Raw genomic sequence first — 21,231 nt, 5'->3', positions numbered from 1 at the left:
CGGGATAGAACGCCTTCATCGCCAGATGCATCATCACCGAGGAATCCTTCCCGATCGAGTACAGCATCACCGGCTTGGCAAAACTGGCTGCAACCTCGCGGAAGATGTGGATGGATTCCGCCTCAAGTCTCTGCAAATGGGTAAGAGCCATCAAATATTCCCGATAATATGAATGAAACTGAATTTTTCAAAATGCGACCTATGGATAAAGATTCGGCGGGATAAGTAAATGTCAATTTGACCGATGGACCCGAGGTTTTTGAAATGAAATCCTAAACCCCTGCCATGTGGAAGCCTCGAGTTACCCCGTCTTGAGGCGTTTGCGACAGAAGTTCCGATGTGTGGCGCGGCTTTACGGTCATTTCCCTATCTGGGTTTTCGGCATTTCGGCCCCTTTCCGCGGCCTCTTCGTCATGCGATCGCACGTCTTCCCTCATGGAACACATTGCGGAGCATGTTGGTGATGGTGGCCGTGCCGATCTTCATCTTCGCCCTGTTAATGCCGGAGGTCCTGATGAAGATGACCTGGGCCATGACTTCCCTCTATTTTCCGGAGAGCCTTGGGTTCTCAATCTGGCCTCAAGCGGCCTGTTTTTAAGTACCATTCTCATCGCGAACGCGTTGGGCGAGATGTTGCCTGGCGATGTGAACCACCCCGGCTTTGCCGGCGACCCCAACTTGTGAGAAGTAGGGTCTATGACAAGTAAGACGACGGACAAATTTTTCTCCTGAAGTCTGCGCCCGCGCTGTTCGAATGGTGGCCGAGCATGAAGCGGAACATCCTTCGCGATGGGCGGCGGTGTCTTCCATAGCCGGCAAGATCGGCTGCTCGTCGCATACGCTCAATGAGTGGGTGAAGAAGACCGAGGTAGACAGCGGCAAGCGAACTGGTCTGGCGAGTGACATCGCCGAGAAGATGAAGGCTCTGGAACGGGAGAACCGCGAGCTTCGTCAGGCCAACGAGATTTCGCGCAAGGCGTCCGCATATTTTGCCCAGACGGAGCTCGACCGCCCACTGAAGCGATGATTGCTTTCATCGACGAACACCGCGCGGTGCTCGGGTTCGAGCCGATCTGCAGACTGATGCCGATTGCCCCATCCACCTATTATGAGGTCGTTGGGAAGCGTACGGACGTGGAACGCCTGTCGGCCCGCGCCCGGAGCGACATGGCCATGGAGATCGAGATACGCCGGGTGTTCAACCAGAACGTCCAGGTTTATGGCGTGCGGAAAGTCTGGCGGCAGTTGCAGCGAGAAGGCTTCGATGTCGTTCCCTGCACCGTCGCACGGCTCATGAAAATGATGGGGCTTCAAGGCATCATTCGCGGCAAGCCAGTCAAAGCTACCGCGTCGGACAAGTCCGCTCCATGCCCACTCGACCGTGTGAACCGACAGTCCTTCGCTCCAGCGCCAAACATGCTGTGTTTATCTGATTTTCCTTATGACGCGACATGGCAGGGCTTCGTTTACGTGGCCTTCGTCATTGATGCCTTCGCCCGCCGCATCGTCGGGTGGCGGGCAAGCCGAACGGCCCATGCGGGCTTTGTGCTCGATGCCCTCGACCACACACTGCATGATCGGCGGCCTGTCCATCGCGACGGCGTGGTTCACCATTCCGATCGCGGCTCGCAGTAAGTGTCCATTCGCTTTTCCGCGCGATTGGCGGAAGCAGGCATAGAGCCTTCTGTCGGAAGTACTGGCGAGAGTTATGACAACACTCTCGCCGAAACGATCAACGGTCTTCGCACGGCCGATGTCATCGACAGGCTAGGACCATGGCGCAACTTTGCAGCCGTGGGGTTGGCCACGCTCGAATGGGTCGATTGGTTCAACAACCGCCGCCTTCTCAAGCCAATCGGGAACATTCCGTCCGCCGAGGCGGAAGAACAATACTACGCCATGCCGGGCGCGACAGCTATGGCCGCATAACTTAGGCCAAGCGGCCTCCGACAAACTCGGGAGGGTTGACTTATAAGAGCAGATAATTGTGAAACACAATCAATGTACTGCTCATTCGCGAATGGCTAGTCGCCGGTTCGTATCCGTCCAAGACCTGATGCTGTCCGTCAGTGTCGGCTGGGTTATTCTGGCCTGCTGCCGGGAGGCCTCAGGCCCTTGGGGCTTATCAGGAGCCCGCGCAATCGCGGCACGACGTTCGCACTTTGCTCGTTGTTGACGCAGGTTTATGAGTTTACCTAATTCTGACTCAGCTTGAACTGCCGACCGCTGCCACGAGGTGCAAGGTTTACCAGCAGCAGAATCCGCCGTCGACCAGCAGGTCGACGCCGGTGCAATAGGAGGATGCGTTGGACAGAAGGAAGATCGCGGGGCCGACCATTTCGTCGACGGTTGCCATGCGCTGCATCGGCGTCTGGCTCTCGAATTCCTTGGTCTGGTGCACCATTTCGGGACGGGTGTTCATGGGGGTGGCGGTGTAGCCGGGGCTGATCGAATTGACCCGAATGCCGCGATCGACCCATTCCATTGCCATCGATTTCGACATGTGAATCACGCCGGCCTTTGATGCGTTGTAATGCACCTGATTGAGGCCGCGATTGACGATCACGCCGGACATGGATGCGATGTTGACGATCGATCCGCCCTTGCCATGAGAGAGCATCGCGCGTGCCTCTGCCCGGCAGGACAGCCACACGCCCTTCATGTTGATGTCCATCAGAGTCTGATACTGATCCTCGGACATCTCCTCGCAAGGATTGGCATTGGCGATGCCTGCGGCGTTGAGCGCCAGGAGGAGCGAACCGAGCTCGGCCTCGGTCTTTGCAACCGCCTCCTCCAAGGCAACTTCAGAGGTCACATCAGCTGCGATCTGCAATGATTTTCGTCCGGCCCTGGCGATAAACTCGGCCGTTCTTTCAAGCCCGTCATCCGTGCGCCGATCGACGAGCGCGACATCCGCGCCACATTGGGCGAGTCCCATGGCAATGCGCTGGCCGATACCGCTGCCCGCGCCGGTGACAAGCGCGACTCGGCCCGAAAGATCGAACATGGCGGGCGCGTTAAGTGTAATTTCGGAATTCTCGTTCATAATCCAATTCTTTCTGCTGTGCGAACATCAAACCTGTCGGAGCGCGCTCACGACATGATCAATCCGCCATCGACATTGATGGTCTGGCCGGTGATGTATTCTGCGTCGTTGCTTGCGAGAAAGGCGATCAGGCCGGCAACGTCCTTGCCTTCGCCGGCGCGCTTCATCGGTATGTTCTCCACCCAGCTTGCCATCAATTCTCCGGGTCCGAAATCGCCGAGCATCTTGCCCCAGACGCGGTCATTGTAGTCCCACATATCGGTCTTGATGATGCCGGGGCAGATCGCGTTGACGGTGATGTTGTCGAGCGCCACCTCCTTGGCAAGACTCTGGGTCATGCCCATGACGCCGAATTTCGATGCGGCATAATGCGGGGTGTAGATGAAGCCGTCGCGTGCCTGACCGGAAGCGATATTGATCAGCCGTCCGCCCTTGCCGGAAGCGCGCATATGGCGGATCGCCTGCTGGCAGCACAGGAACGCACCCTTGGTGTTAACCGCCATCGTGGCATCCCATTCGGCAACCGTCAGGTCCTCGACCTTGGCGATGGTGATGATGCCGGCGTTCTGCACCGAGATATCGACGCCCCCGAAGTCGCGCGCCGCGCGGTCGTAGAGTGCTGTCACCGCTTCGTGGTCAGTCACGTCGCAGATAATACCCGCCGTCTTTGCGCCGGTCATGTCCGAAAGCGCCTGCGCAGCCGCCTCGACCTGGGCCTCGACGGATGCGATGACAAGGTTTGCGCCCTCTTCCGCAAAGCGGGTAGCGATCGCAAAGCCGATCCCCTTGTTGCCGCCGGTGACGACGATGGTCTTTCCCTTAAAACGTTGCATTTCAGACTCCATGTCCTGTCAGGCCGTGGCGAGTTCCATCACCGAGACGTCATTTGCTTCGCTGTGGTCGAGAATGCCCGTCTGCCGTCCGGCCGCCATCACGAGAATGCGGTTCGAGACGCCGAGCACCTCCTCCAGATCGGAGCTGACGACGATCACGGCGACGCCGTTCTCGGCCAGGCCGTGGATGATTTCGTAGATTGAAGACCGCGCACCAACGTCAATGCCCCGGGTCGGTTCGTCGAGCAGCACCACGCGCGGATTGCGGGCGAGCCATTTGGCGATCACCACCTTCTGCTGATTGCCGCCGGACATCTCGCCGGCCTTCTGGTGACCTTTGCCCTTGACGCCGAACTTCGCGATGTTCTCATCCGCAAAGGAATGGATACGGCTCTTGCTGAGCCAGCCGCCGCGGCTGACAGTTTCAAAATTCGAATAGGCGATGTTTTCTGCAATGCTGTGGTCGAGTATGACGCCCTGAAGCTTGCGGTCCTCGGGAACCAGAACGATGCCGTTGGCGATCGCCTGCTGGGGCGAGGCGGGGGTGATGTCCTGGCCATTGAGCGTGATCGTGCCGGAAGCGATCGGGTCAGCGCCGGCAATGGCGCGCACCAGTTCGGTCCGTCCTGCGCCCACAAGGCCGGCGATCCCGAAGATTTCGCCGCGCCGGACGGAGAAGCTTACATCGTTGAACCTGCCACTCGGTCCCGAAAGGCCCGTGACCTCCAGAACCGTCTCTTCGCTCGGCTGATGCAGGGGCGGAAACATCTGTTCCATGCTGCGCCCGACCATCGCTTCGACAATGGTGCGCACGGGAAGGTCGGCGGTGTCAAATTCCTGAACCTTGTCACCGTCGCGCATGACAATGATGCGGTCGGCAATCTGCCTTATTTCTTCCAGCCGGTGGGAAATGTAGATGATGCCGACGCCCTCGGCCTTCAGCCGCTCAATCTGCTTGAACAGGAGCCGGGTTTCCTCGCCGCCAAGCGCGGCTGTCGGTTCATCGAGAATGAGCAGTTTCGCGTTCAGCGTCAGTGCCTTGGCGATTTCGATCAGCTGCTGGCTCGCCGTTGACAGATTTTCGACCTTGCGACGCGGCGATATGGTGAGTCCGAGCCGATCCAGGCCGTGCTCGGCGCGCCGGTTCATCTCGGCGCGGTCGACGCGCCCGTTTTTCATCGGATAGCGACCAACGAAGATATTCTCGGCAATCGTCAGATGCGGCAGCAACAGCAGTTCCTGATGGATCATGCCGACGCCGGCGTCGATCGCCTCGCGGGGGGTGGCGGGCGCGTAGACCGCGCCCTGCCAGGTCATCGTGCCGGACGAGGGGAGGACGGTTCCGGAGATGACGTTTGAAACGGTGGATTTACCGGCGCCGTTTTCGCCGAGCAGCGCCACGACTTCGCCGGCATGGATATCCAGATCGATCCCGTGCAGGACCTCGACAGGTCCATAGGACTTGCGAATGTCCCTGAGGGACAGGATTGGAGATTTGCCGCTTTCCGTCATGGCGCCGCCCTTTATCGATGTTGCGTCGTCTGCAGGTTTACGGATGGTTTTCGACGAACTGCGGCGCATTCTCGCAGGTGGTCAGAACCGCATTTGGTGTCTGGCGCTCAGGCACGCTCTCACCGGCGGCAACCTTGATGGCGGAATCCACGGCAAGACGGCCCATCATCTGGGTGCTCTGGGTGGCGGTAGCCACGAACGGACCTTCGCACTTGGCGAGGTATTCAAGTGCCGCGACGTCGCCGTCATAGCCGCCGATGATGACCTGGTCGGAGAGGCCGGCAACATCGACAGCCTTGGCCGCGCCCATGGCGAGACCATCAGCCTGGCCGAAGATCAGCTTGAGATCCGGATGGGCCTGCAGCATGTTCTGGGCAATCGAGAAGCCTTCATCCGGTGACCACATCTGGCTCCACTGTTCGGTGACCAGCTCGACATTCGGGTTTTCCTCGATGGCGCGCATGCAGCCCTTGGTGCGGTCGACTTCAGGCGTGGTGCCCTTCTGGCCGTGGATCATCGCCATCTTGCCCTCGCCGCCGGCAAGATCGATGATGTGCTTGCAGACCTGATAGGCGGATTCAACGCTTTCGCCGGCAATGAAGGTATCGCCCGGCGCGCCTTCGGGCGTACGGTCGACATTGATCACTGGAATGCCTTCAGCGCGGGCTAGGCGGGTCGGAACGGCGGCGGCGGCGGCGCCTGCTGGGATGTAGATGAAGGCGTCGATGCCCTGGGTCATCAGATCCTGAACCTGGCTGACCTGGGTCGCGGTGTCATTCTTGGCATCAACGACGATGACCTCGATGCCTTTTTCCTTGCCGTAGTTTTCAACGCCAAGCTTGATCTGGTTGAAGAAGTCGGCCTGAAGGTTCGGCACAGCAAGGCCAATCTTGTTGACTTCGTCAGCAAGTGCCGGTCCGGCCAGAGCAACGGATGCGAGCGCAGCCGCGATGATTTTCTTGCAGATTTTCATGATATTCTCCTCCTAGTGTTTGGGTTCTCAACCCCGTTTGAAGCCCGGTTTCGGGCCCCGTTATCTGGCCGGTCTGAACCGGCCGAAATTTATCTGCTCCTGTGCTTGAAGGTTTCTGCGGCGACGGCGAGCACGATGACCGCGCCGATGATGACAGCCTGCAGAAACGGGGAAACAGACAGTAGATTGAGGCCATTGCGCAGGACGCCGATGATCAGCACGCCGATGATCGTGCCGACGACACCGCCCGATCCACCCGAAAGGCTTGTGCCGCCGATGACAACGGCCGCGATCGCATCAAGTTCGTAGGAAACGCCGGAGCTCGGCTGCACGGAATCGAGTCTTGCAGCCAGAAGCACGCCTGCAAGGCCTGCAAGAGCTGCGCAGCTCGTATAGACCAGTATCGTCGTTTTGCGGACATTGATGCCGGCAAGGCGTGCGACTTCAGGGTTGCCGCCAATCGCGTAGAGAATACGGCCGCCCTGGCGATAGCGCAGGAACAGGATCGCGGCCGCGAACACAACCAGCATGACGGCGACAGTCATGGTCAGGAACCCGCCATAGCGGATGATCGCACTCATATTGAACCAGGGCGCAAAACCGATGATCTGCGAGCCGTTGGTAATCATGTTGGCAAGTCCGCGCGCGATCGACATCATGGCAAGCGTGGCAATGAAAGCGGGCACCTTGAATTCGGTGATCATGAGCCCGGAGGCAACGCCGCAGACTGCTGCGGCAGCCAGCGCGCCGCCAATGGCGACAATCATCGGCATGCCGGCTTCGACGTTGAGATAGCCGAGCACCATCATCGCCAGCGCCAGCACAGAACCAACCGAGAGGTCGATGCCGCCGATCAGAATGACGAAGGTCATGCCCACGGCCATGATGCCGAGCACGGTGATCTGATCGAGAATGTTTAGAAAGTTTCGGAAGGACAGAAAAGCGTCGGTCGCAAAGGTCAGGAAAATGCAGAGCAGCACCAGACCGATCAGCGGCCCCGTTGCGCCCGACAGCGATACCATCTCTGAAAGGCGCGGCTTCTGCGCAGGGGCCTCCTGTGTCACTGCCATGTTTTCCTCCTCATGCGCATATGTATTCACACCTGATAGAAAATCCATAATGGATGCAGTTAAGCCTGTCAAGCAGCGGTTGCGACGCCGATCACCTACGGAAGGCCTTGCGCCATTACTCGCGTCTTTTCTTTGGAGCGGATAGCATGGCTTCGCAGCGGCCAACCCATCTTGACAAAAGCTTATCGCGCATGTTTAATAGGTTGAGAATAATTATGCATAGGTGACATATGGACCCCCAGGAACTGCGCGTTATCGCAAATCGCATCCGGCGCCGCGATGTTACAGCCGTCTTTGAAGCTGGCGCCGGCCATATCGGCGGCGAGATGTCCGTCACCGATCTTCTCACCGCACTCTATTTCCACACAATGAAGGTAGACCCGGCGAACCCGCTTGCCCCCGCGCGCGACCGCCTTGTTCTTTCAAAAGGCCATACCGCGCTTGCGCTCTACATTGTGCTGTCTGAAAAGGGGTTTATCCCACAAGATGAGATTTCAACCTTCCTGAAGCATCGCTCGCGGCTCAACGGGCATCCCAACCGGGTCAAGGTTCCTGGCGTGGAAACCAATACCGGCCCGCTCGGACATGGCCTTCCGGTCGCGGTCGGCATGGCGAAGGCTGCAAAACTCGACAAGGCCGGCTGGCGCACCTTCGTCATCACCGGCGATGGCGAAATGCAGGAGGGCTCCAACTGGGAAGCAATCATGGCCGGCGCGCATTTTGGGCTCGACAATCTGACGCTGATTATCGACCACAATCGTCTGCAGCAGGGCGCACGTCTGGCAGACACAAACAATATCGCGCCGCTTGCGCCAAAGCTTGAAGCATTCGGCTGGGCTGTTGAAGAGATTGATGGCCATGACATGGGGGCGATCTGCCGTGCACTTTCGGCGGACGCCATCACCCCCGGTAAACCGAAATGCATCGTTGCTCATACCAACAAGGGGCACGGCATCTCCTTCATGTCCGACAATGTCGCCTGGCACCACAAGGTGCCGAATGAAGAGCAATACCGCCAGGCCATGGCCGAACTCGAGGAGGCCGTTCGATGAATATGCCGTTCGAAACCGCGAAACTGCACGACTGCCGCAACGCCTTTACCGAGACGCTGGAACAGCTGGCAGCGCAGGACAGCAACATCGTTGCGGTCTGCAATGACTCCGTCGGCTCTTCCAAGCTTGGCGGCTTCGGCGAGAAGTTTCCCGAGCGGCTGATCAATGTCGGCATTGCCGAGCAGAACATGGTGGGCGTCGGGGCGGGGCTCGCCAATGGCGGCAAGATTCCGTTCGTCTGCGCTGCCGCGCCATTCCTGACGGGGCGCGCGCTGGAGCAGATCAAGGCCGATGTCGCCTATTCCGAGACAAACGTGAAGCTTGTCGGTATTTCCTCCGGCATGGCCTATGGCGAACTCGGGCCGACTCACCATTCGATAGAGGATTTCGCCTGGATCCGCGCGCTTCCCAACGTGCCGGTGATTGCGCCCGCCGACCGTACCGAAACCTCGGCCGTCATTCGCTGGGCAGCCGAGCACAAGGGCGGCTGTTTCCTGCGGTTGAGCCGCGTCGGCGTGCCGGACCTCCTGCCGGAAGGGCACGTCTTCAAGCTCGGCAAGGCCGATATGCTGCGTGACGGCGACGCCCTCACCATTATCGCCAACGGGGTTCTGACCCACCGTGCCGTGCTGGCCGCCGCCATTCTTGAAAAGCGTGGTATTGCCGCCCGCGTTCTCAACATGGCAAGCGTGCGCCCGATCGACGAGGACGCAATCATCGCGGCGGCCCGTCAGACCGGCGCGATTCTGACCTGCGAGGAGCATACGATCTTCGGCGGGCTCGGCAGCGCTGTTGCCGAAGTGGTGGTTGATGCCGCGCCAGTGCCGATGAAGCGGCTTGGCGTGCCGGGCGTTTTCGCCCATACCGGTTCAGCCAACACGCTGCTTGACGATTTCGGCATGGCGCCTGACGCGATCGCCGAAAGCGCTGCGGCGCTGATCGCGCGGAAGGGATGACATGAAAGGCAAGGCGATCCTGGCGATCGACGAGGGCACCACCAATTCCAAGGCGGTGCTGTTGTCTGATGCTGGCAATATTATCGCCAGCGCTTCGGCTCCCGTACCCATCAGTCATCCGAAATCTGGCTGGGTGGAACAGGATGCAGAAGCAATCTGGCAAGCGACCGCGGTGGCGATTGCCGAATGCCTGAAGAAAACGCCTCGTGTCGAGATCGTCGCGCTCGGCATTTCCAATCAACGTGAATCGATCCTGATCTGGGATCGCAAGAGCGGCCGCCCCCTTGGGCCCGTCATTAGCTGGCAGTGCCGCCGCACGGCTGACGCCTGCAGGGCTTTGCGCGAGGCCGGTCACGAGGCCGATGTCATCGCCCGCACCGGCCTGCCGCTCGACCCCATGTTTCCGGCAACCAAAGTCGCCTGGTTGCTCGACCATCATGGGCGCGAAGGGAGCGATGTCTGTATCGGCACTGTCGATAGCTGGTTGATCTGGAAACTGTCCGGCGGCAGCGTCCATGCCACAGACCGGTCAAATGCTGCGCGCACCCAGCTTTTCAACCTTGCCGAAGGTTCTTGGGACGATGATCTCTGCCGGCTTTTCGGAGTCGACCCGGCCATGCTGCCTGCCGTCTTCGACAGCGCCCATGTATTTGGTACAACGAAGAATGTCGGCGTACTCCCCGACGGTCTTCCCATCGCTGCGGCCATCGGCGACAGCCATGCGGCGCTGTTCAGCCATGCCGCCTTTGCCCCCGGCGATGGCAAGATGACATTCGGGACCGGCTCATCAGTGATGACGACGCTTGCCGACTACATCGTGCCGCCGGACGGCATCACCACCACAATCGCCTGGTCGATTGCCGGCCGTCCGACCTTCGCCTTCGAAGGCAATATTCTGGTGAGCGCCTCGGTTTTCCCCTGGACTGCGGAGCTGCTCGGCCTTGACAGTGTCGAGGCGTTGCTTGCGCTTGCTCAAACGGTCGATGATGCCGGCGGCGTCTCGCTGGTGCCTGCCCATGTCGGCCTCGGCTCGCCGCACTGGGACGCCGATGCGCGGGGTCTCGCCTGCGGCCTCTCATTCTCCACGAAGCCGGCGCATATTGCCCGGGCTGCGGCCGAAAGCCTCGCCTTACAGGTGCGGGATGTGTACGCGATCATGGCCGAAGCCGCGGGCGCTGCCGGTCGGATTTCCGTCGATGGCGGGCCGAGCCGCAACCGCTTCCTCATGCAACTCGTGGCAGATTATCTCGACCGCCCGGTCACACCCTGCCGCAATGCAGAGGCGTCCGCGATCGGCGCGGCGCATCTTGCAGGGCTTGCTACCGGCTTCTGGCCCGATCTGGAGGCGCTTTCGGCCCTTGCCCAGCGCGAACCTGAAATCACGCCTTCCATGCCCGCGGAAGGGCGAAATCGTTCTATTGGAGAATGGACAAAAGCGATTGCCCGGGCCACATTCGCCGTGTAGGGAATAAATATTCACACCAGCCACGACGAGCCAACAGACACCATGTCCCGCCTCAATGAACTACGGATGATTGCCCGTGTGGCACAGATGTATCATATCGAGGGACAGCGCCAGTCGGAAATCGCCAAGCATCTCCGGATTTCGCAGGCGACGGTGTCGCGCATGCTGAAGCGCGCGCAGGAAGAGGAGATCGTTCGCACCACCGTGGTTGCACCGTCGGGCACTTATGCCGAGCTTGAAGCCGGCCTCAGGAGCCGGTTCGGCCTTTCCGAAGCGATCGTAGTAGAATGTTCGGAGGACCGAGACGGCGCGATCATGGCGCGGATCGGCGAGGCGGCGGCACATTTTCTCGAAGCGACGCTGCAGGCCGGCGAGATAATCGGTGTTTCGAGTTGGTCGGAAACTATTCTGCGGATGGTGGACAATATTCATCCGATGAAATCCGGCAAGGCGCGCTATGTGGTGCAGACGCTTGGCGGTATGGGCGACCCGACTGTTCAGATCCACGCCAACCAGCTCACCACGCGGCTTGCGCGGCTGACAGGCGCTGAGGCGCATCTTCTCAGTGCACCGGGCGTGGCTCAGTCGCGGGAAGCAAAGCTTGTGCTGCTCGGCGATACCTATGTGCGCCAGACCATGGAGCTTTTCCCCAGGATTACGCTCGCCATTGTCGGTATCGGCGCCATGGAGCCATCCGGCATGCTGGCGCGGAGCGGCAATGTGTTTTCCTCGCGCGAGCTTGCCGAAGTCGCCGAAGCGGGCGGCGTCGGTGATATCAGCCTGCGCTTCTTTGATGCAGAGGGCGGTTTCGTCAAGACGCCGCTGCATGACCGGGTCATCGGCATGACACTGGAGGAACTGTCGAAGGTCGACCGTGTCATCGCGCTTGCCGGCGGTCGCTCCAAGACGGAGGCCATTCGCGGCGCGCTCAGGACCGGCGTTATCGACCTTCTGATCACAGACAGGTTTACCGCCGAGCGGCTACTCGAACCGTAACTTTAATCTTAAGCGGCCGTTCATTACTCTGATAACGGCTTAGCTGGCAGATGAACAGTTGACGCGGCTTTCGCCATATTTCTGAAGTGCCAACCGAGTTCGGTGACGCTGTCGCTCGGTACCGATGGTCTCCGCACCTGTCAGCAGACTGCGGCACTCTCGATAGCGTGCGATGGCGCGGAACCGATATCTATGAGCTTAAGGCCGAAGGCAGCTATCTTCATCCGCTGCGCGCTCTCTTCAATCTGGCGCTGACAGCTGAGGCGCCTGTCGCCCGCACCTATCGGTCAGCGTGGAACAGATGGTACTCTTGGAGCCCGGTTTTTCGGAAACCGTCGGCCACATGAAAATTCTCGGTGCGGTGATCTTCGGCGAGGTGCAGGGCAATATCTCCGACGCCTGCAACAAGGCGATCGAACTCGGCAAGCCGGCGCTGATGCGCGACGGCTGGAAAAAGGTGTTCGAGCCCTATGAACGCGCTGCCAGCATCCAGCGGATTATCTGATCGCGGCCTCGCTGACCTGCCATCCGACAGGGAAACATCATCTGGTCGCGACGCGAGGGAGGACCTGTCTGTGCCGGCTCAGCGATGCGCGTCGAGGATCAGGTCGGCCGCCTTCTCGCCTACCATGATCGTGGGGGCATTCGTGTTTCCCGGGGTCGGGGTCGGGAAGATCGAGGCGTCCACCACCCTCAGGGCGTCCACGCCGTAGACCTTCAGTTGTGCATCCACAACGTCGCGGGTCGGGTCCGGGCCCATGCGGCAGATGCCAACGGGTTGGAAGACCGAGCCTGCGCGCTTTCTGAAATTCGGCCGTGAGAAGGGGCTGGAGGGTCTGCTGTCCTGATGCAAGACCAAGAGCGTCGCGATCAACCTCTAGAGTTTCGCCGCATCACATGCTGCTTGAGATCAGGCTTGTCTCGCTGTCGGAAACGCCCTCGATCAGCCTGTCGAGCCGCTTCTGCTGCGTGCCTCGGGCAATCCCCAGCGTCTCAGAGAGACTGGAAGGCGCGGCGCGGCCATCGTTGCGAAGCTACGCGATGATCTCCCGATCCGGTTGGTTGGGGACATATTTGGCAAGGGCGTCAGGGCTTCGTCTGAGACGAGGATGCGAGAACTCGCCGAAGCGCTGGAGGAGCATTTCCGGCGTTGGGAGCAGTTTGACAAGACGCCGTGCGTTGCCGCCCATTGCGCCGATGGGGTGATTGAGCTTATGCCCACCTTCGATGGCAGGCAATACGGCTTCAAATATGTCAAACGCCATCCGGAGAACACCCGGCTCCAAGACATCGACCCGGCCGCGACCGGAAAGACGTACCGCAATCTTGAAGGCAGCGGGCTGTCGGTGGCCGCCTGCCGCCCGTCAGAGGAGGCGTTGGAGGGAGCCCAGATCGTCACCAGCTGCACCGCGCTCCGCTATCTCGCGGAGCTGGTCCTGGGCACCGACCGCTATGAAAATCTCGACATGGTCGTCTATCCCGACGGACCGCGCGATCTCTTCGGAATGCTTCGGCGATCAACCTGACCCGTTGGGGACCGGTCCGGCGCAGCGGAATTGTCACTCTTTCATTGCGCTGCGATACGCTCGAACAGGCGGGCAACCGCTTCCGCGCCGGGGTCGGTATGACCGTCAAGCTTTGTCGCACTGACATAGCTGGCGCGACCGGCATTTGCCTTGGTCATTGCGGCGGTGGCGTTCGCGCCCTCCCTGGCAGCGGAGGCCGCGGCCGCGAAGCCATTTCCGAGGGCTTCGAGCGCTGGGGCAAGGGCGTCTATCATGGTTCTGTCGCCGGGTTTTGCGCCGCCGACGTCCTCCATCCGGGAAAGACCGTCCGAAAGCGCCGCGATTAGATCTTTCTGCTTAGCGCTTGCCTCCGCAGCTGCCGAGAAGAACACGGCGAGCAGAACGCCCGAGGATCCGCCCATCGTCTCGCTCAAGATCCGGCCGAGGGCGCGAAGCAGAAGCGTGCTGTCGTTCAGAGGCAGCCGATCCATGCCATCGAGTATCGCACGCGCGGCCGTGGCGAGCGTTGAGCCGGTATCGCCATCGCCCGATTTGGCATCGAGCGCATTGAGATCCGGCTCCGCTTCGATGAGCGCCGTGCAGCAGGATTTGAGCAGCGCTTCCGTCCTTGAGTCCAAGGACGGGGAAACATGTTCGCCAACCTCTGCGGCCGGCATGGCGACCACGCCGGGGGCGGAAAAACTGTTCAGCCCTGGCCAGGCGCTGATCCGCGTCGGAGCTGAAAGCCGTTCCAGATCTTCGCGGTCTGCAGGATAGAGTGAAATCGAGAAGCCGTGCATGTCGAGCGCGGTCATCATCGCAGCCGGTCCGATGATATGCGAAACCCTGTCTCCGATCCGGGACGTTCTGAGCGTTTCGACGAGGATCGACATTTCAAGCGCAGTGGTGCCACCGAGATTGTTGAGCATCGCCACATAATGGGGTGCCTCCAGATGGGGGGTGAGCCGTTCGATCGCGGACGAAAGGGCTTTGCTTGCCGTCTCGAACGGGAGCGTCTCGGCGCCCGGTTCACCGTGGATCCCCAGCCCCAGCTCGATCTCGCCCTCGGCCAGCCGGTCCTCGCGCGCACCGCCCGGCATGGTGCAGGTGCTGAGCGACATGCCGATGCTGAAGACCTGGTCCGCAGCGCGCTGCGCGGCCGCGGTCACGACGTCAAGATCGCGGCCGGATTCTGCGGTGGCGCCTGCAATCTTGTGGACGAACAAGGTGCCTGCCACGCCGCGCGGCTGCTTTAGGTCGGGAATGGCAATGTCGTCGCCGACGATGACCATATTCACCTTCAGGCCGCTTTCGCGGGCGCGCGCGGCAGCAAGACCGAAGTTCAGCCGGTCGCCGGTATAGTTCTTGACGATCAGAAGGCAGCCCGCTGCACCGGTCACGGCCCGGATGCCGGCAAGGACTGCATCGACGGAAGGGGAAGCAAAGACGTCGCCGCAGATTGCGGCGGTCAGCATCCCTTCGCCGACGTAACCGGCATGCGCCGGCTCATGCCCCGATCCGCCCCCGGAAATGATCGCGACCTTCTCCTTGTCCCAGTCGCTCCGGACGACGACGCGGGTGAAGGGATAGCCATCGAGGCGGGCGAGACGGCCGCCGGACGCGGCGACAAGCCCGTTGATCGCATCCTGGATGATATCTGTCTTGGCGTTTATGAACTGGGCCATTGCTGCTGCTCTTTCTTCTCGAAGGCTGAAGTTCAGCCGTCTTCTGCATCACGCGATGACGGGCCGCGCCCGCCATCGGTGCGTAAGCTTATCACCTTGTTGTTGTTATTGGCACAAGAGCGTGCAGATCCGGCTGGCGAGCGAATGTCAGCGCGAATCGGACGCGCATTTTTGTCATTGCCCCTCACAGCCGACGTTCGTGTTTTGCCCGGTGTCCGATGCCGCTGCCCGCCCTCGGCTCGGGTATGGCAAGATCATCAGCGTCGCAGCGCCGGTCAGTCAGGGGCTCTGCGCAGGTTTTGCGGCGATACGATGCCCAGAAGGGCCATGTCGCGGTCGATTTTGCTGTGAGACCTTCCAACAGGGTCGAGGTCTCTTTCCGTTTCATTGCCCTATTTCATTGATCTGCACGCTGTCTCTGTCACTTTATATTTGCTGAAATTAGTTAATCATTTTAGCATCAGCGCAGGGCCCGGCCGTGCCCGATGGTCATGACCTTTTCAAGTGGAGGGATCTGATGAGGCAGATTTTGATTGTTGTTTTCGCGATCACAGCCGGGTCAGTTCCCGCGCTCGCTTTTGCCCAGTCCAATGTCGCCGTTGCCTATAGCGACTCCACGCAGGATGTTGGTTTTGCGGAGGAAGATTCGGAAAGCGCAGCGAGCGACAAGGCGATGGCCGAATGCGGCAAGGGCGGCGCGAGCGACTGCTCCATCGCCTTTTCGGGCAGCGATATGTGCGTTTCGCTGGCGCGCGCTACCAGCAAGCCCGCCTTTGGCATCGGTGCAGGCTCCAGCCGGCAGTCCTCGCAGGACGAGGCCTTGGCCAAATGCGCAGAGGGCGGAGCGGAGGGTTGCAACATCCACGACACATATTGCGCGCCGTCAAACCTGGAATAGCGCGCGTCATCGCAGGGGCCAGGCGTTTAAGGGGGCGTTTTCATGATACGCTACAGGCTGAGCCGGTCTCTGCCCGGCCAAACCGCTGTTCAGGCGCGGCGTGTTCTCTGTCGCGTTTTTAGCCTCGCAGCGATGGCCCCCGCGCCAGCGATGGCGGAGTACTGGCCGGATTATAGTGCGGGGGGAACGAGCTACACGATCAATGCGAGCAGCGGAAGTTCGGCCTCGGTTCTCCAATTCGATCTTCAGCTCACGACCAAGCCCGGAACCGCGGAGGAGCTGACCAGCAAAACGATCGACTTTCTGATGGATACGGGGTCGACGGGAATTGCGGTCGATTCCAAGCTTCTGACCGACGATGAGAACCTGGTGCGGACGGATCAGCGCGGCTGGGTTTATTACAACTCCACCGGACTTTTGGCGGTCGGCTATATCGTCGAGGCAAAGGTCCAGTTCGTCGATGCCGTCGGCGCGACGGTAACGGCGACCGTGCCGATCCTTGCCGTGGACAACAAGGAATGCGTCGGCAACGGCGCCAATTCGGCCGGCTGCGACAAGGCCAGGAACGAGCCGATCACGATGATGGGCGTCGGCTTCGGACGCAACACGCTGGGCGAGGACAATGCCGCGATGCCGGTCTCATCGCTGATCAAGGAACCCGCGCAATATGCCTATCTCGCCGGGCTTCTCGACAATGCTGGCCAGACGTCGCAAGACCTCAATCCGCTGCTGCATATCGACAATACCGGCGCGGACTTTCTGCCGGGCTATATCATCGACTGGAATACCGGGGGATCGGGCAATGTCGGTGGTCCCGATGCGCAGGTAACGGTGAAGGTAGGGCTGACGCCCGCCAATACCGGTGGCTTCGCCTTTGGCCAGCTCGCGCCGATCCAGGATTCGGAAGGGCAGTCCTCCTGGACCATGGCGGCTGCGGGCGTGCAACTGACGAATGGCGGAAATGTTGCGGGTCCGCAAACGGGCATTTTCCTCGCCGATACCGGCGTTTCAGACAGCTTCATCAACGCCGCGACCGACCAACCGTCCGCTTTCTACAACACCGGCCCAGCCGGAGATGTGGTGAGGGACGGGACATCGGTCTATATCCAGCTTCTCGACGCGGGCGACCATGTCACACTCTCCTATGTTTATGAGGCCGTATGCGCAGGGTCGCCGCCGCCCGCCGGCTGCAGTCAGGCAACGCCCAACCCGCTGAAATGGGTCGAGCCGCATGATGGCAATGGCTTCCTCAATACCGGGCTGAATTTCTACCGGCAGTTCACCTACATGTTCGATCCGGAAAACGGTTATCTGGGGCTGAAGCCGAACAATCTAGATGCAGCTTCCGGCGTCGCGTTCACGCCGGTGATTTCGGCAATCGGACAGATCAGTTTCTCATCCGACATGACCACCGCCTTGCCGGTCTACCTGCGCGCGACGAACAGCGCGAACCCGGCCGCCAATGCCACGCCTTCGATCGCCGCGGCTTATGGCGTGACCGCAACCTTCAACAACAGCCTTTCCGGGCCCGGCGACCTGATCCTGAACGGCCCGGGCACGGTCGTGCTCAACGGCGCCAACGTCTATACCGGCGCGACCACGGTGCAATCGGGCACCTTGGCCATCACGCACTCCTCGGCGAGCCCTGTCACTGTTCTGGCCCCCGGCACATTCGCGCTTTCTGGCGTGTTGGCGGGCAATATCAACAATAGCGGCATCACCAGTATCGCCGCCACGGGCTCGGTAAACGGCGACGTGAACACGTCGGGCACCTTCATCCATAACGGCTCGGTCAGCGGCACGGTGATCGCCAGCGGCAGAATTTCGGGAACCGGAACGATCGGCGACCTGAAGGTGGGCGAAAACGGTACGCTTGCGACCGGCAACTCGGTCGGCACGATGACGGTCCTTGGCGATTATGACTTCGGTCCGGAGGCCACACGCGAGGTCGAGATCAGCGCCGACGGCGCGATTGATCTTCTGCAGGTTGGCGGCAAGGCTGCGCTCGATGGCGGCACGGTGATCGCTCTCGGAGAGACCGGCTTCGTGCCTTCCCTCGGCGCGGCCTATGTCTTCCTCCATGCCGATGGCGGTATTTTCGGGCAGCATGATGTTCTGGAAGGCGGCCTATTCGATGACAGCCTCTATCCGTTCCTAACCACTGGGATCGCCTATGGTGTCAATGATGCCGCGCTGGTGGTCGCCCGCAGCGGCCTGACGTTCGCCGATGCGGGCATGACGCCGAACGAGGTGGCGGTAGGGCGCGCGCTCGACAGTTTCGTGCCGGCAAGCGCGCTCGACATGCCTTTGACCCATTTGACGATCGGCGAATACCAGAGCGCTGCCGCAGCGCTTTCCGGCGAGATCTACGCATCGGCGCAGACCAGCCTTCAAAATGGCGCCTATGAGGTGCGCGACACTCTTGGGGCGCGCCTTTCCGGCAATCAGGTTGCGATCACCGCTGCCCCGCTGCCCGGACTGGGCGCGGAAGCCTGGATTTCGGGGTATGGCAACTGGTCGACCACAGACAGGACCGTCAACACTGGCGAACTGACCAGCAGGACAGGCGGCATGCTCGCGGGTGTGGATATTGCCGTGTCCGACTGGGGACGGGCGGGCATCGCCGCCGGCTACGGGTCGGACAGTTTTAAAATTTCGCGCGAGCTTGCCTCAGGCAGCGCCGCCACATTTACGCTCGCGGCTTATGGCGGAGGCGGCATAGGGGCCTTCAGCGCGCACCTTGGCGGCAGTTTCGCGTGGCATGATGTCAGCGTCGCCCGCACCATCAGCTTCCCCGGCTATTTTGCCAATGAGGGCGCGGATTATTCAGCGACCACGGGCCAGGTTTTCGGCGAGGCGGCCTTTGATCTTGGTCTCGACCCTCTGGACATCGAAGCTTTCGGCGGCCTTGCCTATGTCGCGACCGCGACGGACGGGTTTTCGGAAGGGAATGGCCTGACCGCACTTGTCGGGGGCGGGGAGACCCAGGCCAATACGCTATCGACGGTCGGCTTCAGGTTTGGCAAGACCTTGCCCCTCGGTGGAGGTGCCGTCAGAGCCAATGCGATGATCGGTTGGCAACATGCCTTTGGCGATGTCGATCCGAGCGCATCGCTTGCCTTCGCCAAGGGCGGGGCGGGTTTTAGCGTTGTGGGCGCCCCGATCGCCGAAGATGCCGCCGTGGTCGCGCTAGGCCTAAACTTCTCATTCACGGAGCGCACCGCGTTGCAGTTCGGCTATAACGGACGGGCCGGCAGCGGCGCCACGGTAAATGCCGCCTATGCAGCCCTATCCCTTTCGTTCTGAATGTGACGCCGAGCGGTCGGCTGTTGCAAGGCGGCGGGTCTTGCGCGTTTTACTCAATCTTGTGTCCGAGATGTCTGATCGTCTCGGACATGCATAGGACCTTTTGCTGTTCGAGGGTGTGGGGCCAATGATAACTTTCTGGCGGTCTTCTCATCCTTCGGCCTGTTGGCCGGAACGCTCACCACGATGAAGGCGTGCGATCTGCGCAGCCTCCGTCATTGGATGTCCTGGGGCTGCATAGTCGCAGGCACGGTCGGGCTGGTTTCTAACGTGTCGATCTTCGTGGGGCGCAATACCTAGGCCGTCATTCAGTGTAGAATACCTCATTATCAGGATTCGGCGATATAAATTCGCTTTGGAGTGTGCGCTCGATACCCTGTTGAAGGGTGAATGGCGGTACAAAGCCATCTAACTCCGATTTGGCCGAATTGAACGCGGTAGAAGAACAAAACTTCTTTATCCTAATCGAACTTATCGGAAGCCGCTTTCCTGTAATTCGTGTGAACCCATCCGCAGCGTAACCCAGGATTATACCAATCCAATACGGAAGGCGTATTCCCACGTTATCCTTTCCTTTGAGGACGGTGCGAACTTGGCGGACAAGTGAATTCATATCCATATCCGGCGTATCGACGTAATTGAAAACAGCGTATTTCTGGTCTGCTTCAATGCACCGCTCAAGAAATGCGACAATATTGCCGATGTACGCCATGGATTTGCGATTTCTTCCTGCTCCCACCATGAGAAAATTGCCAGACGATATCTGTCTCAAGAGATTGTAGACGTTGCCTCTATTTCCCTCGCCGAAAATTACTGTCGGACGAACAATGATCAGCTCGTTATCGCCTCTGCGTTGCCATGAGCGAAGCTTTTCTTCCGCTTGATGCTTGGTTTTGCCGTATTCATTGAATGGGTTGATCGCGCCAGTCTCATCTGTTCCGGGTTTCGCAAAGCCGTAAACCGCTACAGAGCTTGTAAAAACGATCTTTCTAATGTCCTTCTCCGTGCAAACCTGCGCAATATTCATTGCCCCTTCGACGTTAGTGCGCGTGTATTCCGACTTGTCGCGGATATCGTCACGATGGACCGCTGCGAGATTTACAACGACGTCGCCTGTAATGGTGCTTCTGAGGCTTTCGAGTTCACGCACATCGCCAAACTTGCACTTGTCTGGAAAGCGTTTGCTCGGCTTTATGTCGATGATTTCAAAAGGAATCTGGCAATCTGCCAACCTCTGGCAGAGGTTGGTGCCGACAAAGCCCGCCCCCCCAACAATCGTAATTTTTGAAAATCTTTTCATTGGGATATAACTCCGCGGATGGCAGCGCTATGCATTTGACTACCCCCGCTATTGATAGGTTGCCTTCAAAAGGTTATCTATGGGTTGTGTAGATGATATGACCTTGCTTATAAAGGCATTAAGGCCAAATATGCGCCTCGCAGGGTTTGAGCCGATGTTGCATGATCCAGCATGTCGCTTGGGAGACGTACCGTGGATACGGTTTTCGAGGGGTACATTCTCTCGTGGCTATCCATTTGAATTATTTTAATGTGTTCAATATTTGATTGTTGCAATTCATCGACTATTCTCTTCTCCATGTGGAATGACTGGCTATCGCGGCTTTTAATTTCTTGAAGATTTAGTCGATTTATTATGTGTAATTTTGTCTCTATTTCAGCTTAGAGCCTCGATGAGGGCTGAAAATGATTAATCAATTAGGGTCCCCGGTAGATCGGATTGACTATGTCATACGGGATATATCCAATAATTATGGAAGAATTTACATGACTTTCACACCTATGACATTTTGTTGCTAGTTGATGGGGCGCTGAGCGCTTGCGCTTCGCGGCTAATATTTTTTGACAACCTGCTTTTCTTCCTTAAGTGGTTTCCTGTTCAATTGGTGCTATTTGTTGCATCGCAACCAGCAGTT

The 21,231-nt window shown here is 59.5% G+C and carries 15 protein-coding genes, 4 pseudogenes and 1 other annotated feature; of the genes and pseudogenes, 9 read left to right on the top strand and 10 right to left on the bottom strand.

The genetic code is table 11. From position 1 onward, the window contains the following. Positions 1–151 (bottom strand): phosphoadenosine phosphosulfate reductase domain-containing protein (locus HPQ62_RS15450; RefSeq protein WP_174803459.1); only part of this gene is annotated, 151 nt, incomplete at its 3' end. A gap of 260 nt (positions 152–411) precedes the next feature. Next, positions 412–534: a hypothetical protein gene (locus HPQ62_RS21200; RefSeq protein WP_280516290.1), complete on the bottom strand. Its 123-nt coding sequence runs from the start codon at positions 532–534 to the stop codon at positions 412–414. Positions 535–696: 162 nt separating this feature from the next. Here HPQ62_RS21200 and HPQ62_RS15445 point away from each other — a divergent pair. Beyond that, positions 697–1,929, top strand: a pseudogene (locus tag HPQ62_RS15445) (IS3 family transposase). Further along, positions 982–1,098, top strand: a sequence feature (AL1L pseudoknot). (Overlaps the previous pseudogene by 117 nt.) 316 nt (positions 1,930–2,245) lie before the next feature. Here the strand turns inward: HPQ62_RS15445 and HPQ62_RS15440 are convergent. The 5 genes from HPQ62_RS15440 to HPQ62_RS15420 form a co-directional block, all read right to left on the bottom strand. Then, positions 2,246–3,046, bottom strand: a complete 801-nt coding sequence (locus HPQ62_RS15440) for an SDR family oxidoreductase (protein ID WP_174803458.1) — start codon at positions 3,044–3,046, stop codon at positions 2,246–2,248. Between the two features lie 47 nt (positions 3,047–3,093). Further along, entirely contained in the window at positions 3,094–3,879 is a 786-nt protein-coding gene (locus tag HPQ62_RS15435) for an SDR family NAD(P)-dependent oxidoreductase (RefSeq protein WP_174803457.1), read from the bottom strand. Positions 3,880–3,897: 18 nt separating this feature from the next. Continuing rightward, positions 3,898–5,391, bottom strand: a complete 1,494-nt coding sequence (locus HPQ62_RS15430) for a sugar ABC transporter ATP-binding protein (RefSeq protein WP_174803456.1) — start codon at positions 5,389–5,391, stop codon at positions 3,898–3,900. Between the two features lie 37 nt (positions 5,392–5,428). Then, positions 5,429–6,364, bottom strand: a complete 936-nt coding sequence (locus tag HPQ62_RS15425) for a substrate-binding domain-containing protein (RefSeq protein WP_174803455.1) — start codon at positions 6,362–6,364, stop codon at positions 5,429–5,431. An 89-nt stretch (positions 6,365–6,453) separates the two neighbouring features. Beyond that, on the bottom strand, positions 6,454–7,434 hold the full coding sequence (locus tag HPQ62_RS15420) for an ABC transporter permease (RefSeq protein ID WP_174803454.1): 981 nt from the start codon (positions 7,432–7,434) through the stop codon (positions 6,454–6,456). 230 nt (positions 7,435–7,664) lie between these two features. Between HPQ62_RS15420 and HPQ62_RS15415 the strand changes: the two genes are divergently transcribed. From HPQ62_RS15415 to HPQ62_RS15395, 5 genes and pseudogenes are all read left to right on the top strand, one after another. After that, on the top strand, positions 7,665–8,486 hold the full coding sequence (locus HPQ62_RS15415; RefSeq protein ID WP_174803453.1) for a transketolase: 822 nt from the start codon (positions 7,665–7,667) through the stop codon (positions 8,484–8,486). Continuing rightward, positions 8,483–9,442 (top strand): transketolase family protein, encoded by a 960-nt coding sequence (locus HPQ62_RS15410; protein WP_174803452.1) that lies wholly within the window; start codon positions 8,483–8,485, stop codon positions 9,440–9,442. Before HPQ62_RS15415 ends, HPQ62_RS15410 begins: the two co-directional genes overlap by 4 nt. A gap of 1 nt (position 9,443) precedes the next feature. Beyond that, positions 9,444–10,907 (top strand): FGGY family carbohydrate kinase, encoded by a 1,464-nt coding sequence (locus HPQ62_RS15405; RefSeq protein ID WP_174803451.1) that lies wholly within the window; start codon positions 9,444–9,446, stop codon positions 10,905–10,907. 42 nt (positions 10,908–10,949) lie between these two features. Next, positions 10,950–11,903: a sugar-binding transcriptional regulator gene (locus tag HPQ62_RS15400; RefSeq protein WP_174803450.1), complete on the top strand. Its 954-nt coding sequence runs from the start codon at positions 10,950–10,952 to the stop codon at positions 11,901–11,903. A 286-nt stretch (positions 11,904–12,189) separates the two neighbouring features. After that, positions 12,190–12,408: pseudogene (locus HPQ62_RS15395) on the top strand (phosphogluconate dehydrogenase C-terminal domain-containing protein); the annotation flags it as partial. A 78-nt stretch (positions 12,409–12,486) separates the two neighbouring features. Here the strand turns inward: HPQ62_RS15395 and HPQ62_RS15390 are convergent. Further along, a pseudogene (locus HPQ62_RS15390) lies at positions 12,487–12,714 on the bottom strand (GMC oxidoreductase); the annotation flags it as partial. Between the two features lie 247 nt (positions 12,715–12,961). Here HPQ62_RS15390 and HPQ62_RS15385 point away from each other — a divergent pair. Beyond that, positions 12,962–13,339 (top strand): annotated as a pseudogene (locus tag HPQ62_RS15385) (hypothetical protein); the annotation flags it as partial. A gap of 131 nt (positions 13,340–13,470) precedes the next feature. On the opposite strand, the gene HPQ62_RS15380 reads toward HPQ62_RS15385, so the two are convergent. Continuing rightward, positions 13,471–15,093, bottom strand: a complete 1,623-nt coding sequence (locus tag HPQ62_RS15380) for a dihydroxyacetone kinase subunit DhaK (protein ID WP_174803447.1) — start codon at positions 15,091–15,093, stop codon at positions 13,471–13,473. 517 nt (positions 15,094–15,610) lie between these two features. On the opposite strand from HPQ62_RS15380, the gene HPQ62_RS15375 reads away from it, so the two are divergent. Together HPQ62_RS15375 and HPQ62_RS15370 are read left to right on the top strand one after the other, a co-directional pair. Further along, positions 15,611–15,991: a DUF4189 domain-containing protein gene (locus tag HPQ62_RS15375; RefSeq protein WP_244629721.1), complete on the top strand. Its 381-nt coding sequence runs from the start codon at positions 15,611–15,613 to the stop codon at positions 15,989–15,991. A 132-nt stretch (positions 15,992–16,123) separates the two neighbouring features. Beyond that, positions 16,124–19,297, top strand: coding sequence for an autotransporter outer membrane beta-barrel domain-containing protein (locus HPQ62_RS15370; protein WP_174803446.1), 3,174 nt, complete (start codon positions 16,124–16,126; stop codon positions 19,295–19,297). A gap of 304 nt (positions 19,298–19,601) precedes the next feature. Here HPQ62_RS15370 and HPQ62_RS15365 read toward each other — a convergent pair whose 3' ends face one another. Beyond that, on the bottom strand, positions 19,602–20,597 hold the full coding sequence (locus HPQ62_RS15365) for an NAD-dependent epimerase/dehydratase family protein (protein WP_174803445.1): 996 nt from the start codon (positions 20,595–20,597) through the stop codon (positions 19,602–19,604). Positions 20,598–21,231 lie beyond the last annotated feature (634 nt).

It is taken from the genome of Martelella limonii (assembly GCF_013344475.1).
Classification (GTDB): domain Bacteria; phylum Pseudomonadota; class Alphaproteobacteria; order Rhizobiales; family Rhizobiaceae; genus Martelella; species Martelella limonii.
The sequence above is the reverse complement of the archived record's forward strand: the minus strand, read 5'-3'. Positions and strand labels throughout refer to the sequence as shown.

Bases quoted from the DNA above. Each gene is read 5' to 3' on its own strand.
- HPQ62_RS21200 (WP_280516290.1), bottom strand. From the start codon at position 534: ATGGCCCAGGTCATCTTCATCAGGACCTCCGGCATTAACAGGGCGAAG.
- HPQ62_RS15440 (WP_174803458.1), bottom strand. From the start codon at position 3,046: ATGAACGAGAATTCCGAAATTACACTTAACGCGCCCGCCATGTTCGAT.
- HPQ62_RS15435 (WP_174803457.1), bottom strand. From the start codon at position 3,879: ATGCAACGTTTTAAGGGAAAGACCATCGTCGTCACCGGCGGCAACAAG.
- HPQ62_RS15430 (WP_174803456.1), bottom strand. From the start codon at position 5,391: ATGACGGAAAGCGGCAAATCTCCAATCCTGTCCCTCAGGGACATTCGC.
- HPQ62_RS15425 (WP_174803455.1), bottom strand. From the start codon at position 6,364: ATGAAAATCTGCAAGAAAATCATCGCGGCTGCGCTCGCATCCGTTGCT.
- HPQ62_RS15420 (WP_174803454.1), bottom strand. From the start codon at position 7,434: ATGGCAGTGACACAGGAGGCCCCTGCGCAGAAGCCGCGCCTTTCAGAG.
- HPQ62_RS15415 (WP_174803453.1), top strand. From the start codon at position 7,665: ATGGACCCCCAGGAACTGCGCGTTATCGCAAATCGCATCCGGCGCCGC.
- HPQ62_RS15410 (WP_174803452.1), top strand. From the start codon at position 8,483: ATGAATATGCCGTTCGAAACCGCGAAACTGCACGACTGCCGCAACGCC.
- HPQ62_RS15405 (WP_174803451.1), top strand. From the start codon at position 9,444: ATGAAAGGCAAGGCGATCCTGGCGATCGACGAGGGCACCACCAATTCC.
- HPQ62_RS15400 (WP_174803450.1), top strand. From the start codon at position 10,950: ATGTCCCGCCTCAATGAACTACGGATGATTGCCCGTGTGGCACAGATG.
- HPQ62_RS15380 (WP_174803447.1), bottom strand. From the start codon at position 15,093: ATGGCCCAGTTCATAAACGCCAAGACAGATATCATCCAGGATGCGATC.
- HPQ62_RS15375 (WP_244629721.1), top strand. From the start codon at position 15,611: ATGAGGCAGATTTTGATTGTTGTTTTCGCGATCACAGCCGGGTCAGTT.
- HPQ62_RS15370 (WP_174803446.1), top strand. From the start codon at position 16,124: ATGGCCCCCGCGCCAGCGATGGCGGAGTACTGGCCGGATTATAGTGCG.
- HPQ62_RS15365 (WP_174803445.1), bottom strand. From the start codon at position 20,597: ATGAAAAGATTTTCAAAAATTACGATTGTTGGGGGGGCGGGCTTTGTC.